Here is a 21,979-nt window from a genome sequence, read left to right as displayed (position 1 = left end):
AGTCATGGTGACTGCGGTGTCCACCCCGCCCGAGGCCGCCGGGACCTCCCGGCGCCTGCTCGGGATCGAGCTGCTGGTGGTGCTCGGGCTCTCCTTCGGGATGAGCGGGCTCGGTGCCCTGATCAGCTTCGTGGGCTCCCTCACCGAGCCGGCCGAGCTGGGCAAGCAGGTCGCCACCCTGAACGGCTCGCGCGCCCCCGGCCGCCCCTGGCTGGACCTGGCCTGGCAGCTCTACTACATCGGGCGCGGCCTGATGCCGGTGGTGCTGGTCGGCTACCTGCTGGTGCGCGAGGGCGTCTCGCTGCGGGTGCTCGGCTTCGACCTGCGGGAGAAGCTGCGGGACTTCGGCCGCGGCACGGCGGTGGCCGCCGCGATCGGCGGCTCCGGGCTGCTGCTCTACCTGGCCTCCCAGGCCGCCGGGTTCAACCTCACGGTGGCCCCGTCCGGGCTGCCCGAGGTGTGGTGGCGGGTGCCGGTGCTGATCGCCTCCGCCTGGGAGAACTCGATCGCCGAGGAGGTGATCGTGCTGGGCTTCCTGCTGCGCCGGCTGGGGCAGCTGGGGTGGAGCTGGCCGGCGATCGTGGTCACCAGCTCGCTGCTGCGCGGCTCGTACCACCTGTACCAGGGCGTCGGCGGGCTGGTCGGCAACATCGTGATGGGCGTGGTCTTCTGCCTGCTGTACCGGCGGTGGGGCCGGGTGATGCCGCTGGTGGTCGCGCACGCGCTGATCGACACGGTGGCCTTCGTCGGGTACGCGCTGCTGGCCGGGCACGTGAGCTGGCTGCCGACCGGCTGACGCCCCGTCAGGCACAGGACAGCCCGAGCCGCTGGGCGACCGGCGGGCGGCGCAGCAGGCGGTCCACGTGGTGGCGCTCCAGGCCCTGGCCCGGGTCGATCCGCAGCAGCAGCCTGTCCCGCCGCAGGACGGACCGGCGGGTCAGCGAGCCGGGGATCACGTCGTCGACCCAGGCGAACGGGCGGCCGGCGGCGTAGCGCAGCAGCGGGGCCCACTTGTGGGCCGCTATCAGGTCGAGCACCGGCACCTTGGGGTCGTCGGGCTGCGCCACGTACCCGGAGAAGTGCACCACCGGGAGCTGGGGGAGGCCGAGCACCGGGGCGATGTGCTCGTTGGCGTGGTCCTCCCAGGTGGTGGCCCAGCAGAGCTCGTAGGTGCCCGCGAGCTCGCGCAGCCAGTCGCCGTGGCGGGCCGAGAGCAGCACGGCGTAGCCGAACAGCGTGTGGGTGTCGAAGTCCGCGTCCGGGTGCGGGCAGACGGGGTTGAGGACGCCGTCGACGTCCAGGAACAGCAGTGGCTTCGGCAAGTCGGCTCCCCCAGGTGACTCCTGTCACATGGTCGGACGAACGAGGCCCGGGGACGGTTGCGCTCCGTCAGGCGGAAGTGACGGCCGGTCGTTCCGGTTCGGTGGGGGTGGGGGAGGCAACGGGGGTGACGGCCTTGCGGCGCAGGGTGCGGACCTGGGACTCGGCGAGCACGGCCACGGCGAGGACGGTCATCGCGAGGGCGCAGAGCCAGAGGGCGTTGCGCATGCCGAGCAGGGAGGCGGCCGGGCCGGCCAGCGCGGTGCCGACCGGGGCCAGGGCGATCGAGCCGAAGTAGTCGTAGGCGGAGACCCGGGAGAACAGCTCGGAGGGGATCTCCTGCTGGAGCGCGATCATCCAGTTGACGCCGAAGACGGTGACGCCGAGGCCGCTGGTGAACATCGCGGCGCAGAGCAGCCACAGCGGCGCCTCCAGCACCAGGGCGTAGGCGGGGGCCGCGAACAGGAAGACGCCGTGGTTGCCGGCGAGCAGGATGCGGGCGGGCTGCCAACGGACCATCAGGAAGCCGGAGAGGAACAGCCCGGCCGAGAAGGCGGCGAGCGCCAGGCCCCAGGCGTCCGCCCCGCCGAGGCGCTCCTTGGCGATGACGGGCCCGTAGACGGACTCGACCGCGCCGAGGCAGGCACCGACCAGGGAGAACTGCAGCACCACCACCCAGAGCCAGCGCCGGGAGGCGAACTCGCGCCAGCCCTCGCGCAGGGCCTGCACCATGCCGCCCTGCTCCGCCGGGGTGGTCGGGGCGTCGAGGTCCAGGAGCAGGCGCAGGGCGGCGGCGAGGGTGAAGCCGGCCGCGTCCACGGCCAGCACCCAGCCGGGGCCGATCGCGGTGACCAGGACGCCGCCCAGGGCCGCGCCGGCGATCTGACTGCCGTTCAGGGCCATCCGGAAGACGGCGAAGGCGCGGGAGGCGTGCTCCTCGGCCACCGACTCCATGATCATGCCCTCGGAGGCGGGGGCGTAGAAGGCCTGGCCCGCGCCGCCGGCGGCGGAGAGGGCGATCAGCTGCCAGAGCTGGGCGGTGCCGGTGAGGACGAGCACGGCGAGCAGGGCCTGGGAGGCGGCGTTGAAGAGGTTGGCGCCGACCATCACGTGGTGGCGGGGGAGGCGGTCGGCGAGGGCTCCGCCGATCAGCAGGAAGACCACCATCGAGGCGAGGTGGGCGCCCGTCACCAGGCCGACGGCCGTGGCTCCGCCGCCGAGGTCGAGGACGGCGAAGGCGGTGGCGATCGGGGCTCCGGCGTTGCCGAGGCCGGCGATCACGGTGGCGGCGGTCTGGACGCGGTAGTTGCGGCTCGCCCAGGAGAAACGACGGGTCTTCACCGGGAGACTATGGCTGCTGCCCAGCGGGGTGTCACCTGGTTATCGGCTACGCCGCCGGGGGCGCGAGGCTCTGCTGATATGCGGCTCCGCCGCGTGGGCGCGAGTCCGGAGGGAGGCCCGGGCGAGTGGTGAGGCCGGGGGCGCGGGGAACTGCGCGCTGGGGAACGGCAACACGTGCAACTGGCTGACGTGCCCCGATCCTGCGGTGGGCCGCCTTCCGATTCGCGCCCGCGCGGCGGAGCCGCATATCAGCAGAGCCTCGCGCCCCCTGGGGCCTTCGGCCCCGAGGCGCAGCCCTCAGCCGAGGTGGGCCCAGAGGAAGGTGAGGGTGCGTTGCCAGGCGACGGTGGCTTGGAGGTCGTCCTGGTGGTCCGTCATGAAGCCGTGGGTGGTGGGGTAGAAGTGCAGCTCGGGGCGGACGTCGGTGGCTTCGCCGAGGCGGATGGCGGCTTCGTCGACGGCGGCGGGCGGGACGGTGGGGTCGGACTCGGCGAAGTGGCCGAGGACGTGGGCGGTGAGGCCGAGGTAGGAGAAGTCGGGGTCGGCGGGGAGGCCGTAGCAGGGGACCACGGCGGCGACGCGGTCGCCGAGGGCGGTGGCCAGTTCGAGGGCGTGGCCCCCGCCGGGGCCGAGGCCGACGATGCCGACGGCGTCGCCGACCAGGCGGTCGTCGGAGAGGGTCCGGAGCGCGTCGGGGTCGGCCGGGCCGGTGAGGACGGCGAAGCCCTCGGCGAGGAGGCGGTCGACCAGCTCGGTGGGGTCGGCGCCGGGCTCGGGGAGCAGCAGCACTCCGGGGCCGAGCCCGGCGGCGGGCAGGGTGACGTCCACTCAGCCCATCTCCTCCAGTGCCTTGCCCTTGGTCTCCTTGATGCAGAACGCCACGAAGGGGATCGAGAGCAGGGCGAAGGCCGCGTAGATGACGTACGTGGCGGAGAGGTTCCAGTCCGAGAGGTTCGGGAAGGTGACGGTGATCGCCCAGTTGGCGATCCACTGGGCGGAGGCGGCCACCGAGAGGGCCAGGGCCCGGATCCGGTTGGGGAACATCTCGCCGAGCAGCACCCAGACCACCACGCCCCAGGAGAAGGCGAAGCAGAGCACGAAGACGTGGGCGGCGACCAGGGCCACGGTGGCGTGGGTGTCGTCGAGGGTGGCGGTGTCGCCGGTGCCGTGCCGGTAGGAGAAGGCCCAGGCGGCGGTGGCGAGGGCGGCGGCCATGCCGACGGAGCCGGCCAGGGCGAGCGGCTTGCGGCCGATCCGGTCGACCAGGGCGATGGCGATGACGGTGCCGACCACGTTGACGATCGAGGTGGAGAGCGAGATCAGCAGGGAGTTGGACTCGTCGATGCCCACCGACTGCCAGAGGAAGGAGGAGTAGTAGAAGATCACGTTGATGCCGACGAACTGCTGGAAGACCGAGGCGCCGATGCCGATCCAGACGATCGGCAGCAGGCCGAAGCGGCCGCCGAGGAGGTCCTTCAGGCGCGGCTTGTGCGAGGTGTCGAGGACGGAGCGGATCTCGGCGATCCGGGCGTCCAGGTCGACGTCCGGGCCCTCGACCTCGAGCAGCACCTTGCGGGCCTGGTCCTCCCGGCGGTCGGCGATCAGGAAGCGCGGGGACTCCGGGATGGCGAGGGCCATCAGGCCGTAGACGATGGCCGGGATCGCCTCCACGCCGAGCATCCACTGCCAGGCCTGGACGCCGCCGAGGTGGCCGGTGGACTCGCCGCCGGCGGCCTCGTTGAGCGCCCAGTTGGCGAGCTGGGAGACGGTGATGCCGAGCACGATGGCCAGCTGCTGGAAGGAGGCGAGGCGGCCCCGGTAGGCGGTGGGGGCGACCTCGGCGATGTAGGTGGGGGCGATGACCGAGGCGATGCCGATGGCGATGCCGCCGATCACCCGCCAGAAGCCGAGCATCTCGATGTTGGGCGGGAACATCGAGCCGACGCCGCTGATCGCGAAGAGCACCGCGGCCAGCAGCATGGTGCGGATGCGGCCCAGGTGGTCGGCGAGCCGGCCGGCGATGACGGCGCCCGCCGCCGAGCCGAGCAGGGCGATGGCGACCACGAAGGCGGTCTCGCCGTTGCCGACCTCGAAGTGCTTCTGGATGCCCGTCACCGCGCCGTTGATGACGGCGCTGTCGTAGCCGAAGAGGAAGCCGCCCATCGCGGCGGCCGCCGAGATGAAGACCACGTGGCCGAGGTGGGCGTCGCCGCTCGGCTTGGTCGCAGGGGTGGTGGACAGGGCGCGCTCCCGGGGCCGGACGGACAGGAATCGTCATCCATTCCATCAGCCGGTGCGTCATATCGCATGGTACGAGGTGCATCTGATGGAATGTCGCATTTCTCCGCCACCCGTCCGGCCCCCGGCGCCTACCCCCGTTCGCGCGGCTCAGACGGGGCAGCCCCCGCTGCGCCGGGCGTTGCGGCGCAGCAGCTGCTCCCGGGCGCCCGCGTCCCGGCCGGTCAGGTGGGGTGCCACCGCGGCCTGCTCGGCGTCCGGCTTCTTGTCGTCGTACTTGAACTTGGCGTCCACCCGGTCGACGGCCAGCCGCAGGCCGCGCAGGCCGGAGAGCTGCCCGCTGTACGGGGCCTGACCGGGCGTCACCGCCCCGCCGGGCCAGTCCGGCTCGAAGTGCGCGAGCTGGCGGTTGAGGATCTCCGCCTTGCCCGCCGCGTCGTCCACCGGCTCGGCGGTGCAGGAGAAGTGCACCGAGGCGTAGTAGCTGGTCGGCACGTGCGGGGCGGCCCGCCACTGCCCGGCGGCGTAGGCGTAATCGTCGGTGACGGCCAGGGTGACCTTCGGGTCGGCGGCGATCGCGGACCAGAAGGGGTTGGGCTTGGCCAGGTGGAGCAGGATGGTGTCGCCGTCCAGCAGGAAGTGCGTCGGCACCAGCACGGGGCCGCGGCCGTCGGGCCCGTTGGCGGCCAGCAGGCCGAAGTCGCGGCCGGCGGCCAGCCATGCGCGCCACTCCTGCTCCTCGCCGCGGTCCCAGGAACGGATCAGCACGGTGGCCTCCTCAGGCGGTGAGCGCCCGGAGGTTCTCCGGGAGCGGGACGGTGGTGGAGGGGTGCGGCTCGGGGGTGCCGTACACGGGGGCGACGGGTACCACGCCGGCCCAGTACGGCAGGTCGAGGTCGGCCTCGTCGTCGCCCGCGCCGGCGGCCCGGGTCTTGGCCGAGACCTCGTCCAGGACCAGCCGGATCACCGCGGTCTTCGCCAGCTCCTTGGGGTTGGCCCGGCGGGTCTCGCCGGAGCGGCCGGGGACGGCGTGGTCCACCAGTGCGTCCAGTGCGACGGCCAGCTCCTCGGGGTCGGTGACCTGGTGGGCGGTGCCGTGGGCCACCACGGAGCGGTAGTTGACGGAGTGGTTGAAGGCGGACTTGGTGAGCACCAGGCCGTCCACGTGCGTGACGGTGACGCAGACCGGCATGCCCTGCTCGTCGGAGGCGCCGCGCATCGGGCGGCTGCCGGTGGAGCCGTGGACGTACAGGCGGTCGCCGACCCGGGCGAAGATGGTGGGCAGGACGACGGGCGCGCCGTCCACCACGAAGCCGAGGTGGCAGACCCAGGCGGCGTCCAGGATCGCGTGGATCGCGTCCTGCTCCCAGGTGGCGCGGTCGCGGTAGCGGGTCGGGGTGGTGCGGGCGTTCCGGGTGTAACTGGGCGCGTCCGACATGACAACCTCTATGTACTAGTGCATAATCTGCTTTGTGCTAGGAGACTATACGATCAAGGGACGGCGTGCCAGTGAGATCGCGGCCGACGTCGAACGGGCCGTCAACGATGGGCAGTTGCAGCCCGGTTCGGCCCTCCCGGCGCTCCGCGACCTGGCCGTGGAGCTCGGCGTCAACCCCAACACGGTGGCCGCCGCCTACCGTCTGCTGCGGGACCGGGGTGTGATCGAGACCGCCGGGCGCAAGGGCAGCCGGGTGCTGCCCCGCCCCGTCACCACCCCGCGCGACCAGATCCCCGTCCCGGTGCCCCCCGGCGCCCGTGACCTGGCGGCGGGGAACCCCGACCCCGCCCTGCTGCCCCCGCTGGCCCCCGCCCTCGCGGTGGCCGCGGCTGCCGCCGACGCCGCCCCCACCCTCTACGGGCACCCGGTGGCCGACCCGGCGCTGCTCGCCCTGGCCCGGGCCGGCTTCCTGGCCGACGGGGTGCCGGACGGCGAGTTGGCGGTCTGCTCCGGCGCCCTGGACGCGATCGGACGGATCCTCAACTCCCGCCTGCGGCCCGGGGATTCGGTGGCCATCGAGGATCCGGGCTGGGGCAGCCTGATCGACCAGCTGCCGGCCCTCGGGCTGCGCCCGGCCCCCGTGCGGCTGGACGACGAGGGACCGCTGCCGGACTCGCTGGCCGCCGCGCTGGCGGCGGGGGCCCGCGCCGTGGTGGTCACCGTCCGGGCGCAGAACCCGACCGGCGCCGCGCTGACCCCTGGGCGGGCCGCCGCGCTGCGCGAGGTGCTGGCCCGACACCCCGAGGTGCTGGTGATCGCCGACGACCACGGGCACGGCATCGTCACCCAGGCCCACCAGTCGCTGGCCGGGGTCACCGAGGCCTGGGCTGTGGTCCGCTCGGCGGCCAAGGCCTACGGGCCCGACCTGCGGCTGGCGACGGTGATGGGCGACGCGGGGACGGTGGGCCGGGTGCTGGGCCGTCAGCGGCTGGACTCGGGCTGGGTCTCCCTGCTGCTCCAGCGCACCGTGGCCGAGCTCTGGCGCTCCGGCGCGGCCGCCGGGGTGGCCGAGGTCTACCAGGCCCGCCGTGACGCCCTGCTGGCCGCGCTGGCCGCGCACGGCATCGCCGCGCACGGGGCGAGCGGGCTGAACGTCTGGGTGCCGGTGGCCGAGGAGGCCGGGGCGATCGCCGCGATGGCCCAGCGCGGCTGGGTGGCCGCGCCGGGCGCCCGGTACCGGATCCAGTCCCCGCCGGCCATCCGGTTCACCGTCGCGGCGCTGCCCGAGGCGGAGGCCCCGGCGCTGGCGGCGGACCTGGCGGCGGTGCTGCTGCCGGGGCGGGCGGGGTCGCGGCTGGTGTGAGGGGGCGACGGGAGAGACGCAGGTGACGGACCGTGTGCGGTCGGTCTGTCACCTGCGGGAGCGGTTCGTAGGTCGTCCAAGAAACTCCTGTCGGATACCTAGCGGTAACAACGGTGGGCATGTCACATTCATCGCGCCACCGGCCGGCGGTACACCCTCACAAGCGCCTCCCCACCCCACCTTTCGGGAGGCCGTTCGCAGGAGTTTCGCCGTGCTCGAAAACTGTCGAAGCATCAGAACCGCCGTGCGTCTCTTGGCCGCAGCCACTCTCACCCTCCCGCTGCTGGCCCTCACCACCCCCGCGCAGGCGGCCACCGGCCCCACCGCCTCCGTCTCGATGGGGGACAGCTACATCTCCGGCGAGGCCGGACGCTGGAAGGGCAACAGCGTCACCACCTCGGGGAGCCGTGCGGGCACCGACCGGGCCTGGACCGGCAGCGCCTACGACCCCGCCCGGGCCTACGGGAGCAGCTACGCCAACGGCTGCGACCGCTCCGACTCCGCCGAGGTGCGCAGCGCCTCCGGCATCGCGCAGGCCCAGATCAACCTGGCCTGCTCGGGCGCCACCACCCAGAACGTCTTCCGGGCGAGCAACGGCGGCCAGGCGTACAAGGGCGAGGCCCCGCAGGCCGACCAGCTCGCGGCGGTGGCGGCGGCCAACGACGTCAAGCTCATCACGCTCTCCGTCGGGGGCAACGACCTCGGCTTCGCCGACGTGATCGAGACCTGCGTCAAGGACTACCTGATCTGGTACTCGTACTGCCACGACGACCAGCAGGACGCGGTGGACTCCCGGATGCCGGCCGCGATGGCGGGCGTCGGCAAGTCGATCGACGAGATCCGCGCGGTGATGGCGGGCGCCGGGTACGCCTCGTCCTCGTACCGGATCGTGCTCCAGTCCTACCCCTCGCCGATCCCGCGCGGCGCCGACATGCGCTACTCCGAGAGCGGCTGGAGCCGCGCCGACACCGGCGGCTGCCCGTTCTGGAACGGGGACGCCGACTGGGCGCGCTCCTCGCTGGTGCCGCAGATCTCCGACGAGCTGGCCAAGGTGGCCAAGGCGAAGGGCGTGCAGTTCCTGGATCTGCGGGACATGCTGGCCGGCCGCGAGGTCTGCTCCAAGGCGACCAGGCAGGCGAGCTCGACCTCCGCGCCGAGCGCCACCACCAGTGAGTGGGCGCGGTTCGTGGACGCCGGCCTGTCGGCCTCCCAGGGCGACACCCGGGAGTCCATGCACCCGAACTACTACGGCCAGCTGGCGCTCGGCCGCTGCCTGACCCTGCTCTGGGCGAAGAGCGGTGACCAGTCCTGCCGCAACACCGCCGGGCAGGACGCCAACGGGATGTACCTGACGGCCCGTTGAGACGCGACGGAGCCCCCGCGCGTGCGGCGCGGGGGCTCCGTCGGGGCCTTCGGGGACCGGGCCGCGGTCAGCCCTTGGCCAGCAGGGCCTGGGCGTGCTCGCGGACCTGGTCCTTCGTCAGGTACGCGTCGGTGTACTCGAAGTCGCGCAGCCGGGCGGGCTGGCGGGCCAGGAAGCCGGTGCGGACGAAGTCGTCGCCGGCGGTCGCGTTGAGCAGCCAGTTGGCGCCGACCCGGAACTTGGCGGCGTTGGTCCGCATCGCCATCATGTGGTAGCCGCGGGCCACCAACTGGGCCGGGACGCCCCGGAGTTCGACGCCCACCGGCTTGGAGACGGCGTCCTTGCCGCCGAGGTCGACCACCAGGCCGAGGTCCTTGTGGTAGTACGGCTCCAGCGGCTGGTTGCGGAGCGCGGCGACCAGGTTGTCGGCCACCTTCTTGCCCTGCCGGGCCGAGTGCTGGGCGGTGGGCGGGCAGACCGCGCCGTCGCCCTTGGCCAGGTCCGGCACGGCCGCCGCGTCGCCGAGCGCGAAGACGTTCTCGAACTGCGGCACCCGCATCTCGGCGGTGACGGCCACCCGGCCGCGCACCGTCTCGGCGTCCAGGGTGCCGATCAGCGGGCTGGCCGCCACGCCGGCCGTCCAGATCAGGGTGCGGCAGGGCAGCACCCGGCCGTCGGTGAACTTGACCGTCTCGGCGCCCACCTCGGCCACCGAGACGCCGAGCGAGACGTCTACGCCGCGGTCCCGGAGCACCTCCATCGCACTGGTGCCGAGCTTGTCGCCGAGCTCGGGCATCAGCTTCGGGGCGATGTCGATCAGGTGCCACTTGATCAGCCGCGGGTCCAGCCGGGGGTAGCGCTTGCTGGCCGCCGTGGTCAGCCGCTGCAGGCAGGCGGCGGTCTCGGTGCCCGCGTAGCCGCCGCCGACCACCACGAACTGCAGCCGGGACTCGCGCTCGTGCTGGTCCAGGGTGGCCGAGGCCAGGTCCAGCTGGGCGATCACGTGGTCGCGCACGTACGTCGCCTCGGCCAGGGTCTTCATGCCGCGCGCGTAGTCGGTCAGACCGGGGATGTCGAAGGTCCGCGTCACGCTGCCGGGGGCCAGCACCAGGTAGTCGTACTGCTCCGCCACCACCTCGTCGGTGATCTTGCGGACCACGCAGACCCGGGAGCGCGGGTCCACCCCGATCGCCCCGCCGGGCAGGATGTGGGTGCGGCGCAGCGTGCGCCGCAGCGAGATCGCCACCGACTGCGGGGTGAGCACGCCGGCCGCCACGTGCGGCAGCAGCGGCAGGTAGAGCTGGTAGTTGAACGGGGTGACCAGGGTCAGCTCCGCCTCGGAGGGGGCGAGCTTGCGCTCCAGCCGGCGGGCGCACTCCAGACCGGCGAAACCGCCGCCGACGATCAGGATTCGAGGTCGTGCCATCGTCCGGTCCTTATCTGTGGAGTGGGCCGATCGGTCCGAGGGGCCGTGCCGGGACAACTGCTCGCCACCCTCGCACGGGGGCTGACGGGTTGCCACCGGGTGAGGCACTAGGGTGATCGCGTGCTTCAAGAGGTGACGGCGGTCCGGTACGTGACGCCCCTGCGCGAGGGCGGGTCGATGCCCGGTCTGGTCGAGGGCGACGACCGGCGGCTCTACGTGCTCAAGTGGTCCGGTGCGGCGCAGGGGCGCAAGGCCCTGGTGGCCGAGGTGCTCGCGGGGGAGCTGGGGCGCGGCCTAGGGCTCCCGGTGCCCGAGCTGGTGCGGCTCGACCTGGACCCGGTGCTGGCGCGCAGCGAGCCCGAGGTGCAGATCCAGGACCAGATGCGGGCCAGCGGCGGGGTCAACCTCGGGATGGCCTTCGTCAGCGGCGCGCTCAACTTCGACCCGCTCTGCTTCGAGGTGGACCCGGAGCTGGCCGGGCGGGTGCTCTGGTTCGACGCCCTGATCGGCAACGTGGACCGCTCCTGGCGCAACCCCAACCTGCTGGTGGCCACCGGCGGCCTGCGGCTGATCGACCACGGGGCGAGCCTGATCTTCCACCACCACTGGGCCGGCGCCGCCTCCTGGGTGGCCCGCCCGTACGACGCCTCGGACCACGCGCTGCGCGCCTTCGCCCCACAACTGGCCGAGGCCGACGAGGAGTTGGCACCGCTGGCGAAGGAGGCGGTGGAGCGCGCGGTGGCGCTGATCCCCGAGGAGTGGCTCACCGACGAGCCCGGCTTCGACTCCCCGGCCGAGGTGCGCGCCGCGTACCTGGCCCAGCTGACCGCCCGGCTGGCCGGTCCGCGCGACTGGCTCCCGGAGGTGGCCCCCCGATGACGGAGCAGCTGCACGACTACGAGTACGCGGTGATCCGGGCGGTGCCCCGGGTGGAGCGCGGCGAGTTCGTCAACATCGGCGTGCTGCTGTACTGCCGCCACAGCTCCCACCTGGCCGCCCGCACCCACCTGGACCAGGGCCGGCTGCTGGCGCTGGACCCGGTGGCCGACGTGGCCGGGGTCCGGCGCGCGCTCTACGGCTTCGAGGCGGTCTGCGAGGGCGGCGCGGCCGCCGGCCCGGCCGCCCAGGACAGCCCCGGGCAGCGGTTCCGCTGGCTGACCGCGCCGCGCAGCGCGGTGGTGCAGCCCGGCCCCGTGCACACCGGCCTGACCGCGGACCCGGAGGCGGAGCTGCGCAGGCTGTTCGAGCAGCTGGTGCTCTGAGCCGGGGAGAGGTGCTTCACCTGCTCGAAACTGGAGTATGTCAAGCGACTGTGCGTACCCTTGCGGCATGGGCACCACCACCCCTCCCTCCACCGCGGACCTGATGGAGGCGGTCGCCGCCGTCGGCACCGCCTACTTCCAGGACTTCGCGGCCTCCGCCGCCCGGCACGGGCTCAGCTCGTCCCAGGCCAAGGCGCTCAAGTCGCTGCGCGAGCCCGTCCCGATGCGGGCGCTGGCCGGGCGGCTCGGCTGTGACGCCTCCAACGTCACTGGCATCGTCGACCGACTGGAGGGCCTCGGGCTGGCCCACCGGGAGGCCTCGGCCGGGGACCGCCGGGTCAAGATCGTCACCATCACGGACAAGGGCCTGGAGGTGCTGGAGCAGGTCCAGCGCGACATGGCCAAGGCGCACCGGGCCTTCGCCTCGCTCAGCCCCGAGCAGCGGACCGCCCTGGACGGGCTCTGCCGCCAGGTGCTCCCGCTGCTCACCGGCTGACGGTCCGTCGGCTCCCCTCGGCTGACCCCGGCCGCCCCTCCGTGCGCCCCCGGCAGTCGCCGGGAACCGGCCCGTAACCGGTGGTCCCGGTGCTACCAATGGCCCCGGGGCCGGACGGGGGAGCGGGCGGCCCCGGGCCCGCCCGGGGTGGGCGGACCGCACCGACCTTGGGGGGTCCTCGCGATGCTGCTCTACAACCTGGCCGGCCCGGGCGCCGTGGCGCCGACCTACACCACCAGCCACCCGCTGGTCGCGCAGGAGTTCGTCCTGGACCCGGCGGCGTACGTCGGCTACTCCTTCCGCAACGGCGCGGGCGCGCCCAACCTGGTGGCGGCCCCGGCCGGCACCCGGCTGGCGGTCTCGCAGAACGGCCGGTTCGCGATCGAGGCCGCCGACCTGACCCGGCGTCAGCCGAAGTTCTTCTTCGCCGACCCGGCGCAGCTGCCGCAGTGGAACAAGGCGCTGGCCCGGGCCGGCTCCGAGTTCCAGCTCTTCGCCGAGCCGACCCGGACGGTGGTCTTCACGCTGCCCGGCGCCGCGGCCACCACCACGCTGGTCCGGGTGCGGCAGGCGAACCTGAGCGCCCGCACCAGCGCCGGCGGCGTCACCATGACCGAGAACTGCGACGTGGCGGTGCAGAACGTCATCGGCTCGGTGCTCCAGCCCAGGCCGGTGCTGGGCCGCAAGCCCTTCCTGGGCAGCAACGCGACCGAGCGGACGGTCTTCGGCGACTACCACCTGGCCAACCACCTGGTGCGGGCCGCGCCGCTGGCCGACCTGCCCGCCGCCGCCCCCGCCCGGGACGCGGCCCGGGACCTGATCGCCCGTCACTACGGCGAGGACCTGCACACCCTGGCCAACGGCGGGGTGCTGCACGCACCGAACATCGCGGCCGACCTCCAGGCCATCGGCCTCAACCAGCACGCGAGCCCGACCGCCGTCGGCCAGGGGCTGTACAGCGTCTCGCTGGGCACCGCGCACCCGCACCTGCCGAGCGGGGAGGAGGTCTTCGACTACGCGCACAACCGCCAGCTCGACCACCTGGTGCTCCTGAACCGCCGGGTCTGGGGCTTCCACTGGGGCGGGGTGGTGGCGATCGACGGCACCGACTACCTGACCCTGGAGAACTACGCGCGCAGCGCGGAGAACTCGGCCGGCAACGCCGCCCACCTGGGCTACTTCCAGGCCTACGGCGCGCTCGCCGGCCAGGACTGGCACACCCGGTGGACGACGCCGAGCGCGCACGGCAAGCAGTTCGCCAACGCGCTGACCATGGTGGTCGAGCCGGAGGGCGTACGCGGTCTGGCCAACTGGGTGCCGGCCGAGAAGTCGAACAGCGCGGCGGTCGGCACCGCCGCGACCAACACCGCCCTGACCACCGCGCTGCTCAACGGCCTCAACTACGCCAACGTGCACATCTACGCGGCCGAGCTGGTGGCCGAGTACGCCGACCCCAACCGCCGGATCGGCTGGATCCAGGAGCTGAACGCGCGGATCGCCGCCCCGCCGGCCTGGTTGGACGACGAGACCAGGGCGCTGCTCCAGCACGTGCGCAACGAGATGGTGAAGGTCAAGTCCGGCCTCTGACCGGCCGGGTGGGCCGCCGTCAGTCGACGGTGAGCACGATCTTGCCCCGGAGGTGGCCCCGCGCGGCGCGCTCGTGCGCGGCGGCCGCCTCCCGGAGCGGGAAGACGGAGTCGACCGCGGGGGTGAGCTCCCCGGCGTCGATCCGGCGGGCGAGCTCGGCCAGGCCGGCGCCGTCGGAGCGGACCTGGAGGAACGGGGCCAGCGTGATGCCCAGGTCGGCGGCGCGCTCCGGGCGCTGGTCGGCCAGGTAGACGGAGCAGAGCGCACCACCGGGGCGCAGCGCGTCCAGCAGCAGGTGCGCCTGCGGGCCGCCGACGGTGTCGAGGACGAAGTCCGCACCGCGGACCGCGGCCGCGACCGGGCCGGCCAGGCGGTCCACGAAGAGGTCCACGCCCAGCCCCTCCAGGTACTCCCGGTGCCGCCCGGAGGCCACCGCGACCACCCGCTCGGCCCCGGCCGCCCGGGCCAGCTGCACGGCGAGGTGGCCCACCCCGCCGGCCGCGCCGTTCACCAGCACGGTGCCCCGGACGTGCTCGGCCAGGTGTTCGAAGAGGAACTGGTGCACCGTCAGCCCGGCCAGCGGAACGCCCGCCGCGGTGAGGTGGTCGAGGGTGGCGGGCTTGCGGGCCAGGTGGTCGGCGGGGGCGGTGGCGTACTCGGCGTAGGCGGCGCCCCGGCCGGGGAAGTTCACCAGCCCGAACACCTCGTCGCCGATGTCCCAGCGCGTCACCCCGGGGCCGAGCGCGGCCACCGTGCCGGAGAGGTCCGAGCCCGGGACCACCGGGAGCGGCCAGTGCGGCCGCATCGGCTCGGGGACCTTGCGGAAGCCCTCGCGGACGTGCATGTCGGCCGGGTTGTAGCCCGCGGCGCGGACCCGGACCAGGACCTCGCCGGGGCCGGGCACCGGCCGGGGGAGCTCGGTCCAGGCGAGCTGTTCGGGGCCGCCGAACTCGGTGATGCGGATCGCGTGCATGGTGGGCACGGCCATGTCCCCTCCCTGGGAATGACGGAGCGGCAGGGCTCGGTAAGATGCGGAGCACTGCTCCGGAAATTGAAACGGAGCAGTGCTCCGGATGTCAAAGGGTGGACCGCTCATGCCTGCTGAGCCCTCGTCGGGTCAGTCGCCGCGCGCACCGCGCGCCGACGCCGTGCGCAACCGCGAACGGCTGCTGGAGGTGGCCGCCGAGGTGGTCGCCGAGCAGGGCACCCAGGCCTCGCTGCGGGACGTCGCCCGCCGGGCCGAGGTCGGGCTGGGCACCCTGTACCGGCACTTCCCCACCCGGGAGGCGCTGCTGGAGGCGCTGCTGCACCGGCGCTTCCGCGCGCTGGCCGAGCGGGCCGACGGGCTGGCCGGGGGAGGGCCGGCGCCGGAGCTGGCGCTGCGGGAGTGGCTGTACGAGTTCACCCGGGAGGCGGGTGCGTACCAGGGGCTGCCGGCCACCCTGGTGGCCACGCTGGGGGACGTCGGATCGCCGCTGCACGCGGACTGCCTGGCCATGCGGGAGGCGGCCGGGCGGCTGCTGGAGCGGGCGCAGCGGGCCGGGGCCGTGCGGAGCGACGTGACGCCGCTGGACCTGTACGCGCTGAGCAACGCGCTGGGGTGGGTGAGCGGGCAGTCGGAGCAGCTGGCCCGGCGGCGGGACCACCTGTTCGAGCTGCTCTTCGCGGGGCTGGGTGCCGCCCCCAGCACGGAGCTACGCGCGTAGTCAAGTCCCTTGCCCGAGCCGCTGCCAACGGCTCCCACCTCGACTGTTAGGCTTGCGAAGCGTGAGCGCGAAGCCCCAGATCCCCAATGTCCTGGCCTCCCGGTACGCCTCGGCGACCCTGGCCCAGCTCTGGTCCCCCGAGCACAAGGTGGTCCTCGAGCGCCACCTGTGGCTCGCCGTCCTGAAGGCCCAGCAGGACCTCGGCATCGAGGTGCCCGAGACCGCCGTCGCCGACTACGAGCGCGTCATCGACCAGGTCGACCTCGGCTCCATCGCCGCCCGTGAGCGGATCACCCGCCACGACGTGAAGGCCCGCATCGAGGAGTTCAGCGAGCTCGCCGGGCACGAGCAGATCCACAAGGGCATGACGTCCCGGGACCTGACCGAGAACGTCGAGCAGCTCCAGATCCGCCAGTCCCTGGAGCACGTCCGGGACCGCACGGTGGCCGTCCTGGTCCGCCTCGGCGCCCTCTCCGCCCAGTACGGCGAGCTGGTCATGGCCGGCCGTTCGCACAACGTCGCCGCCCAGGCCACCACCCTCGGCAAGCGGTTCGCCTCGATCGCCGACGAGCTGCTGGTCGCCTTCGCGCGGCTGGAGGAGCTGATCGCCCGTTACCCGCTGCGCGGGATCAAGGGCCCGGTCGGCACCGCCCAGGACATGCTCGACCTGCTCGGCGGCGACGCCGAGAAGCTGGCCGAGCTGGAGCAGCGGGTCGCCACCCACCTCGGCTTCGAGAACGTCTTCACCAGCGTCGGCCAGGTCTACCCGCGCTCGCTGGACTTCGAGGTGGTCACCGCCCTGGTGCAGCTCGCCGCCGGCCCCTCCAGCCTGGCCAAGACCATCCGCCTGATGGCCGGCCACGAGCTGGTCACCGAGGGCTTCAAGGCCGGCCAGGTCGGCTCCTCCGCGATGCCGCACAAGATGAACACCCGCTCCTGCGAGCGCGTCAACGGCCTCGCGGTGATCCTGCGCGGCTACGCCTCGATGACCGCCGAGCTCGGCGGCGACCAGTGGAACGAGGGCGACGTCTCCTGCTCGGTCGTGCGCCGGGTCGCGCTGCCGGACGCGTTCTTCGCCTTCGACGGGCTGCTGGAGACCTTCCTGACGGTGCTCGACGAGTTCGGCGCGTTCCCGGCCGTGATCGAGGCCGAGCTGGACCGGTACCTGCCGTTCCTGGCCACCACCAAGGTCCTGATGGGCGCGGTGCGGGCGGGCGTCGGCCGGGAGACCGCGCACGAGGTCATCAAGGAGCACGCGGTCGCCTCGGCGCTGGCCATGCGGGAGGGGGCGCGGGAGAACGCGCTGCTCGACAAGCTGGCCGCGGACGAGCGGATCCCGCTCGACCGGGCGGGTCTGGACGCGCTGCTCGCCGACCGGCTCTCCTTCACGGGGGCGGCGGGGGCGCAGGTCGCCGAGCTGGTGCGCCGCATCGAGGCCGTCGCCACGGCGTACCCGGCGGCCGCCAAGTACGCGCCGGGGGACATCCTGTAGCCAATCGGTGATCCCGGGGGCGCGGGGAACTGCGCGCTCCGGGAGGCGGCTCACCTGCAACTGAGGCTCCGTCAGTCAGTTGCAGGTGCTGCCGTTCCCCGGCGCGCCCCGCGGCGGAGCCGCAGATCAGCAGAGCCTCGCGCCCCCGGGGGGCCTTCGGCCGCACTCGGCGCCGGATCAACCGTGGGGTTGACGACGGGGCCGTGAGGGGCGGTTAACCTCCGTGCGGTGCGGTGGCGGACGGTGGGCGGGCGGCGGGGGCTGGAGGTGTCGGCGGCCGTGGCGTTCGCGGTCGGCGGGTGTGTGGTGGGGAGCGGGTACCGGCCGCCGGGCTCGCGGGAGTTCGACGCGTGGGCGTACCTGCTGACCGTCGGGTCCGCCGCGCCGTTGGCGGTCTGCGGCCGCTACCCGTTCGCGGCGGTGGTGCTCTCGAACCTCGGGTACTCGGCGTACCTGACCATCGGCTACCAGCCGTCGGTGAACTGGTGGTGCGGCCTGCTCGCCCTGCTGGTGGTCTGCGAGCTGCGGCCCTGGCGCACGGCCGTCCCGGCGCTGGCGCTCACCATGGCGGTGATGGTGCAGAGCGGGATCGCGGGCGGCCTGGCGCCCGGGGTGGTGGTGGCGCAGGCGCTGCTGGCGCCGCCGGCGGGGGCGTTGATCGGATTCTCGATGCGCCGGGCGGCCGAGCGGCAGGCGGAGCTGCTGCGGGCGGCCCGTTCGGCGCGGGAGCAGGAGGACCGGGCGCGGCGGGCGGTGGTGGACGAGCGGATCAGGATCGCCGGTGAGCTGCACGACCTGATCGCCCATCACATGGCGGTGATCTCGGTGCAGGCGGGGCTGGCCGGGTACGTGTTCAGCTCCGATCCGGCCGCGGCGCGGCAGGCGGTGGACACCATCCGGGGGGTCAGCCACGAGGTGCTGGCGGAGCTGCGGACGCTGACCGGTGCGCTGAGGGAGGGGCAGGACGGCCCGGCCGGGAGCGCGTCGGGGCCGCCGTTGGACGCGCTGCCCGGGCTGGCCGAGATCGCCGCGCTGGTGGAGCGCTCGGTGCGGGCCGGGGCGCGGGTGGACTACCGGCAGGAGGGGCGGACGGGCCCGCTGTCGCCCGGGGTCGAGCTGTGTGCGTACCGGACGGTGCAGGAGGCGCTGGCGAACGTGGACGAGCACGCCGGGGGAGCGACCACCGAGGTGGTGGTGGCGCAGAGCCCGGGGTGGCTGCGGGTGACGGTGCGCAACGCCGGGGACGGGGAGCGCGGTGCGTCCGGCCCGGTGGAGGAGGCGGGCCACGGGTTGATCGGACTGCGCGAACGGGCCAGGATCAGTGGCGGCGAACTGTCGGCGGGGGAGACCGGGGACGGGGGCTTCGAGGTGCGCCTCGTGCTGCCGGTGCGGCCGGACCCGTCGGCGGAGGGCGCGACGGGACAGGGGAGTTGACGTCGGGTGGGCGGAGGTGGGGCCGTGACGAGCGTCCTGGTGGTGGACGACCAGTACCTGGTCCGGGCGGGGGTGGCGGCGCTGCTGCGGGCGGCCCCCGGCTTCGGGCCGGTCTGGGAGGCCGGCGACGGGGAGGGGGCGCTGGCCGCCGCCGCGCTGCACCGGCCGGAGGTGGTGCTGATGGACATCCGGATGCCGGGCATGAACGGCATCACCGCCACCGAGCGGCTGCTGGCCGGGGTCGCGGGGGAGGCTCCGGCGGAGCGTCCGTGCGTGATCATGCTGACCACCTTCGACCTGGACGAGTACGTCTACGCCGCGCTGCGCGCCGGGGCGAGCGGCTTCCTGCTCAAGGACACCCCGCCGGAGCGGCTGCTGGCCGCCATCGCCACCATCGCCGCCGGGGACGTGCTGTTCGCCTCGGGGGTGACCAGGCGGCTGGTGGAGGCGTTCGCGCCGCGTGCCGAACCGGCGGGGGCGCGGCCGGAGCTGGAGCAGCTGACGGGCCGTGAGCGGGAGGTGCTCACCTGGGTGGCCCGCGGCCTGTCCAACGAGGAGATCGCCGCCCGCCTGGTGGTGAGCGAAGCCACCGTCAAGACCCACCTGCACCGGGTGATGACCAAGCTCGGCCTGCGCAGCCGGGCCCAGGCGGTGATCGCCGCCTACGAGGCGCGGCTGGTGGTGCCGGGAGCGTTGGCCGGCTGATCGGGGGGCCGGGTGACCGGCTGTCCGGGGGGACCGGTCGTGCACGGAACTCAACCCGCCGGTGTACGGCACCGACGGGGGATCAACTCGTCGGTGGATGCGGCTCGGTGGCGTCCGGGGGACGATCGGAGCGGCTCACGGGGAGCTGAGGACCGCCCCCGTCCGGATGCACGGGGGTTATCCGGACGGGGGCCGGTCGAGCGGTGGGGTGGTGCCGTCGCAGTACCACTCGCAGGTGGGTTCGGCGATCTCGTGCTCGGGCTCCAGCGCGGCGCGCGGGACGGTGAGGGCGGAGAGGACGGCGCCCAGCAGGAGCAGGCCGGCGCAGGCGTACATCGCGGTGCCGAAGGCCGTGTCCACCCGGGCCGGGTCGAGGTAGGCGTCGCCGGTGAGCCCGGCGAGCGGGGGCAGGGCGGCCACCGCCAGCAGTCCGGCCGCGCGGGCGGCCGCGTTGTTCACACCGCTGGCGATGCCGGCGCGGCGGACCTCGACGGCGGCCAGCACGGTGGCGGTGAGCGGGGCGACCAGGAGCGTCATGCCCGAGCCGAGCACGGTGACGGCGGGCAGCACGTCCGTCCAGTACGAGGCGCCCGGGCCGACCCGGAGCAGCAGCAGGACCCCGACCGCGCAGAGCAGCGGACCGATGACCAGCGGCAGCCGCGGCCCGACCCGGTGGCCGAAGCGCCCGGCCCGGCCGGAGAACGCCAGCATCAGCAGGGTGATCGGCAGCAGGGCCAGTCCGGCGGTCAGCGGGGTGAAGCCGGAGACGGTCTGCAGCTGCACCATCAGCAGCAGGAAGACGCCGCTGAACGCGCCGTAGACGCAGAGCGTGACCAGGTTGACGGCGGAGAACAGCCGGGAGGAGAAGAGCGTCAGCGGCATCATCGGCTCGGCGCTGCGCCGTTCGACCAGTACGAAGGCCACCCCCAGCAGCACGCCGGCCGCGCCGAGCAGCAGGGAGGGGCCGCGGCCCGCCTCGGTGAGCGCGTAGGTGATCCCGGCCAGCGAGAGCGCGGCGAGCACCGCGCCGGGCACGTCGAAGCGGCCGGTGGCGGACTCGTCCCTGGTCTCCGGGACGTGACGGGCCGTCACCGCGATCACCACGGCGGCCAGCGGCAGGTTGAGCAGGAAGACCCAGCGCCAGCCGGGCCCGTCCACCAGCCAGCCGCCGAGGAACGGCCCGGCCGCCGCGCCGACCCCGCCCAGGCCGGACCAGACGCCGACCGCGCCGGAGCGGTCGTCGGGGTGGAAGGAGGCCTGCAGCATGGCCAGCGAACCCGGCGTCAGCAGGGCGCCGCCGATGCCCTGGAGGGCACGGGCGGCGATCAGCAGGCCGACGTTCGGGGCGAAGGCGCAGAGCGCGGAGGCGGCGGTGAACCAGACCACGCCGATCAGGAAGACCCGGCGGCGGCCGTAGCGGTCACCGAGGGAGCCGCCGAGCAGGATCAGGCCCGCCAGGGTGAGCAGGTAGGCGTTGACGGTCCACTGGAGCGCGGCCATCGAGGCGCCGAGGTCGGCGCCGATCCGGGGCAGGGCGACGTTCACCACCGTGCCGTCGAGCATCGCCATGCCGGAGCCGAGCGCGGTGGCGGCCAGCACCCAACGGCCCCGCGCGGTACCGAGGCGCAGGCCGTCGGACGGGTCCGGGGCGGCGGGCTGGTTGGTCTCCACGGGCCGATCCTCCTCCCGGGCCGAGGGTCCCGCCAGCGTGGGCGCGGACTCCCGGGGGTCGGGGCGGGTGGTCCTGCCAGTCGGCGGTGGCAGGCTCCCACCCCTGCCGCTGACCGTGCTCCGACAAGGAAGCTGGGGCCCTCCCGACCCCCCACTTCGGAGGCTGATGATGAAGCGTCAACTGGCCCGTTGGTCGTCCCTCGCGGCCGGTGCCCTGATGGCGACCGGTGTCATGGTGCTGCCCGCCCAGGCCGGGGAGGTGACGCCGAGCGTGGTCGGCGGCACCAAGGCCGCGCAGGGCGAGTTCCCGTTCATGGTCCGGCTGTCGATGGGCTGCGGCGGTGCGATGATCACCCGGCAGGTCGTGCTGACCGCCGCGCACTGCGTCGGCGCCAGCGGCAACACCACCAGCATCACCGCCACCGTCGGCGTGGTGGACCTGCAGAGCGCGAGCGCCGTGAAGATCAAGTCCACCAAGGTGTACCGGGCCCCCGGCTACACCGGTGCGGAGAACGGCAAGGACTGGGCCCTGATCAAGCTCGCCTCGGCGGTGCCTGCCTCCGTCACGACCCTGCCGATCGCCTCCACCACCGCCTACGACAGCGGCACCTTCACGGTGGCCGGCTGGGGCGCGGCGAGCGAGGGCGGGGCGCAGCAGCGCTACCTGCTCAAGGCCAACGTGCCGTTCGTCAGCGACGCCAGCTGCGCCTCGGCCTACCCCGGCCTGGTCACGGCGGCCTCGCTCTGCGCGGGCAACCTGGCCAGCGGCGGGGTGGACACCTGTCAGGGGGACTCGGGCGGCCCGATGTTCCGCCGGGACTCGGCCAACAACTGGATCCAGGTCGGCATCACCAGCTGGGGCGAGGGCTGCGCGCGGCCCGGCAAGCCGGGCGTCTACACCCAGGTGAGCACCTACGCCTCGGCCATCACGGCCGCCGCCGCCTCGCTCTGACGGCTGATCGGCAGGGCCCCTTCGCCCGGGTGGGCGGAGGGGCCTTCGGCGTCCCCGGGCACGCGCCGGGACGTGCCCCGCAGGGGCGCGAGGAACTGCGCGAATCGGAAGGCGGCGTACCTGCAACTGAGGCTCCGTCAGCCAGTTGCAGGTGCTGCCGTTCCCCCGCGCGCAGTTCCTCGCGC

21 protein-coding genes are annotated in these 21,979 nt (G+C 73.9%); 12 read left to right on the top strand and 9 right to left on the bottom strand.

Annotated elements, in window-relative coordinates; genetic code table 11:
- Positions 1-4: 4 nt before the first annotated feature.
- Entirely contained in the window at positions 5-796 is a 792-nt protein-coding gene (locus ACWEPF_RS30870) for a CPBP family intramembrane glutamic endopeptidase (protein WP_345280588.1), read from the top strand.
- A gap of 7 nt (positions 797-803) precedes the next feature.
- On the opposite strand, the gene ACWEPF_RS30865 is transcribed toward ACWEPF_RS30870, so the two are convergent.
- From ACWEPF_RS30865 to ACWEPF_RS30840, 6 genes are all read right to left on the bottom strand, one after another.
- Positions 804-1,322, bottom strand: coding sequence for an HAD domain-containing protein (locus ACWEPF_RS30865; protein WP_452175156.1), 519 nt, complete (start codon positions 1,320-1,322; stop codon positions 804-806).
- A 67-nt stretch (positions 1,323-1,389) separates the two neighbouring features.
- On the bottom strand, positions 1,390-2,661 hold the full coding sequence (locus ACWEPF_RS30860; protein ID WP_452175155.1) for an MFS transporter: 1,272 nt from the start codon (positions 2,659-2,661) through the stop codon (positions 1,390-1,392).
- 297 nt (positions 2,662-2,958) lie between these two features.
- A complete protein-coding gene (locus ACWEPF_RS30855) occupies positions 2,959-3,489 on the bottom strand; it encodes a dienelactone hydrolase family protein (RefSeq protein ID WP_452175154.1) in 531 nt (176 codons plus the stop codon).
- Positions 3,490-4,851, bottom strand: coding sequence for a sugar porter family MFS transporter (locus ACWEPF_RS30850; RefSeq protein WP_452175153.1), 1,362 nt, complete (start codon positions 4,849-4,851; stop codon positions 3,490-3,492).
- Between the two features lie 198 nt (positions 4,852-5,049).
- Positions 5,050-5,667, bottom strand: a complete 618-nt coding sequence (locus tag ACWEPF_RS30845; RefSeq protein ID WP_452175152.1) for an FMN-binding negative transcriptional regulator — start codon at positions 5,665-5,667, stop codon at positions 5,050-5,052.
- Between the two features lie 10 nt (positions 5,668-5,677).
- Positions 5,678-6,337 (bottom strand): pyridoxamine 5'-phosphate oxidase family protein, encoded by a 660-nt coding sequence (locus tag ACWEPF_RS30840; protein WP_452175151.1) that lies wholly within the window; start codon positions 6,335-6,337, stop codon positions 5,678-5,680.
- A 34-nt stretch (positions 6,338-6,371) separates the two neighbouring features.
- Between ACWEPF_RS30840 and ACWEPF_RS30835 the strand changes: the two genes are divergently transcribed.
- Complete coding sequence (locus tag ACWEPF_RS30835) at positions 6,372-7,700, top strand: aminotransferase class I/II-fold pyridoxal phosphate-dependent enzyme (protein ID WP_452175150.1); 1,329 nt, start codon at positions 6,372-6,374, stop codon at positions 7,698-7,700.
- A gap of 244 nt (positions 7,701-7,944) precedes the next feature.
- Positions 7,945-9,063 carry a GDSL-type esterase/lipase family protein gene (locus tag ACWEPF_RS30830; RefSeq protein WP_452175149.1) on the top strand — a complete coding sequence of 373 codons (1,119 nt, stop codon included), beginning with the start codon at positions 7,945-7,947 and terminating at the stop codon, positions 9,061-9,063.
- Between the two features lie 67 nt (positions 9,064-9,130).
- Here the strand turns inward: ACWEPF_RS30830 and ACWEPF_RS30825 are convergent, their stop codons facing one another.
- Positions 9,131-10,489 (bottom strand): NAD(P)/FAD-dependent oxidoreductase, encoded by a 1,359-nt coding sequence (locus ACWEPF_RS30825; RefSeq protein WP_345280601.1) that lies wholly within the window; start codon positions 10,487-10,489, stop codon positions 9,131-9,133.
- A gap of 120 nt (positions 10,490-10,609) precedes the next feature.
- On the opposite strand from ACWEPF_RS30825, the gene ACWEPF_RS30820 reads away from it, so the two are divergent.
- The 4 genes from ACWEPF_RS30820 (at position 10,610) to ACWEPF_RS30805 (ending at position 13,834) form a co-directional block, all read left to right on the top strand.
- Positions 10,610-11,368, top strand: coding sequence for a HipA family kinase (locus tag ACWEPF_RS30820; protein WP_449795134.1), 759 nt, complete (start codon positions 10,610-10,612; stop codon positions 11,366-11,368).
- A complete protein-coding gene (locus ACWEPF_RS30815) occupies positions 11,365-11,751 on the top strand; it encodes a DUF3037 domain-containing protein (RefSeq protein WP_345280603.1) in 387 nt (128 codons plus the stop codon). The genes ACWEPF_RS30820 and ACWEPF_RS30815 overlap by 4 nt, the downstream gene beginning before the upstream one ends.
- 67 nt (positions 11,752-11,818) lie before the next feature.
- Positions 11,819-12,247, top strand: a complete 429-nt coding sequence (locus ACWEPF_RS30810; RefSeq protein WP_345280604.1) for a MarR family winged helix-turn-helix transcriptional regulator — start codon at positions 11,819-11,821, stop codon at positions 12,245-12,247.
- Between the two features lie 183 nt (positions 12,248-12,430).
- On the top strand, positions 12,431-13,834 hold the full coding sequence (locus tag ACWEPF_RS30805) for a hypothetical protein (protein ID WP_452175148.1): 1,404 nt from the start codon (positions 12,431-12,433) through the stop codon (positions 13,832-13,834).
- A gap of 19 nt (positions 13,835-13,853) precedes the next feature.
- Here the strand turns inward: ACWEPF_RS30805 and ACWEPF_RS30800 are convergent, their stop codons facing one another.
- Positions 13,854-14,822 carry an NADP-dependent oxidoreductase gene (locus tag ACWEPF_RS30800; RefSeq protein WP_452175147.1) on the bottom strand — a complete coding sequence of 323 codons (969 nt, stop codon included), beginning with the start codon at positions 14,820-14,822 and terminating at the stop codon, positions 13,854-13,856.
- Between the two features lie 106 nt (positions 14,823-14,928).
- Here ACWEPF_RS30800 and ACWEPF_RS30795 point away from each other — a divergent pair, with 106 nt between their 5' ends.
- The 4 genes from ACWEPF_RS30795 to ACWEPF_RS30780 all read left to right on the top strand — a co-directional run bounded on the left by ACWEPF_RS30795 (position 14,929) and on the right by ACWEPF_RS30780 (position 19,171).
- Entirely contained in the window at positions 14,929-15,540 is a 612-nt protein-coding gene (locus ACWEPF_RS30795; RefSeq protein WP_452175146.1) for an SbtR family transcriptional regulator, read from the top strand.
- Between the two features lie 52 nt (positions 15,541-15,592).
- Complete coding sequence (gene purB, locus ACWEPF_RS30790; RefSeq protein WP_452175145.1) at positions 15,593-17,032, top strand: adenylosuccinate lyase; 1,440 nt, start codon at positions 15,593-15,595, stop codon at positions 17,030-17,032.
- A 228-nt stretch (positions 17,033-17,260) separates the two neighbouring features.
- Entirely contained in the window at positions 17,261-18,466 is a 1,206-nt protein-coding gene (locus ACWEPF_RS30785) for a sensor histidine kinase (protein ID WP_452175144.1), read from the top strand.
- Between the two features lie 24 nt (positions 18,467-18,490).
- A complete protein-coding gene (locus tag ACWEPF_RS30780) occupies positions 18,491-19,171 on the top strand; it encodes a response regulator transcription factor (RefSeq protein ID WP_345280616.1) in 681 nt (226 codons plus the stop codon).
- Positions 19,172-19,348: 177 nt separating this feature from the next.
- On the opposite strand, the gene ACWEPF_RS30775 is transcribed toward ACWEPF_RS30780, so the two are convergent.
- A complete protein-coding gene (locus ACWEPF_RS30775; protein ID WP_452175143.1) occupies positions 19,349-20,842 on the bottom strand; it encodes an MFS transporter in 1,494 nt (497 codons plus the stop codon).
- Positions 20,843-21,011: 169 nt separating this feature from the next.
- On the opposite strand from ACWEPF_RS30775, the gene ACWEPF_RS30770 reads away from it, so the two are divergent.
- Positions 21,012-21,794 (top strand): S1 family peptidase, encoded by a 783-nt coding sequence (locus ACWEPF_RS30770; RefSeq protein ID WP_380148675.1) that lies wholly within the window; start codon positions 21,012-21,014, stop codon positions 21,792-21,794.
- Positions 21,795-21,979: the final 185 nt, after the last annotated feature.

The organism is Kitasatospora sp. NPDC004289, assembly GCF_053602875.1.
The sequence above is the reverse complement of the archived record's forward strand: the minus strand, read 5'-3'. Positions and strand labels throughout refer to the sequence as shown.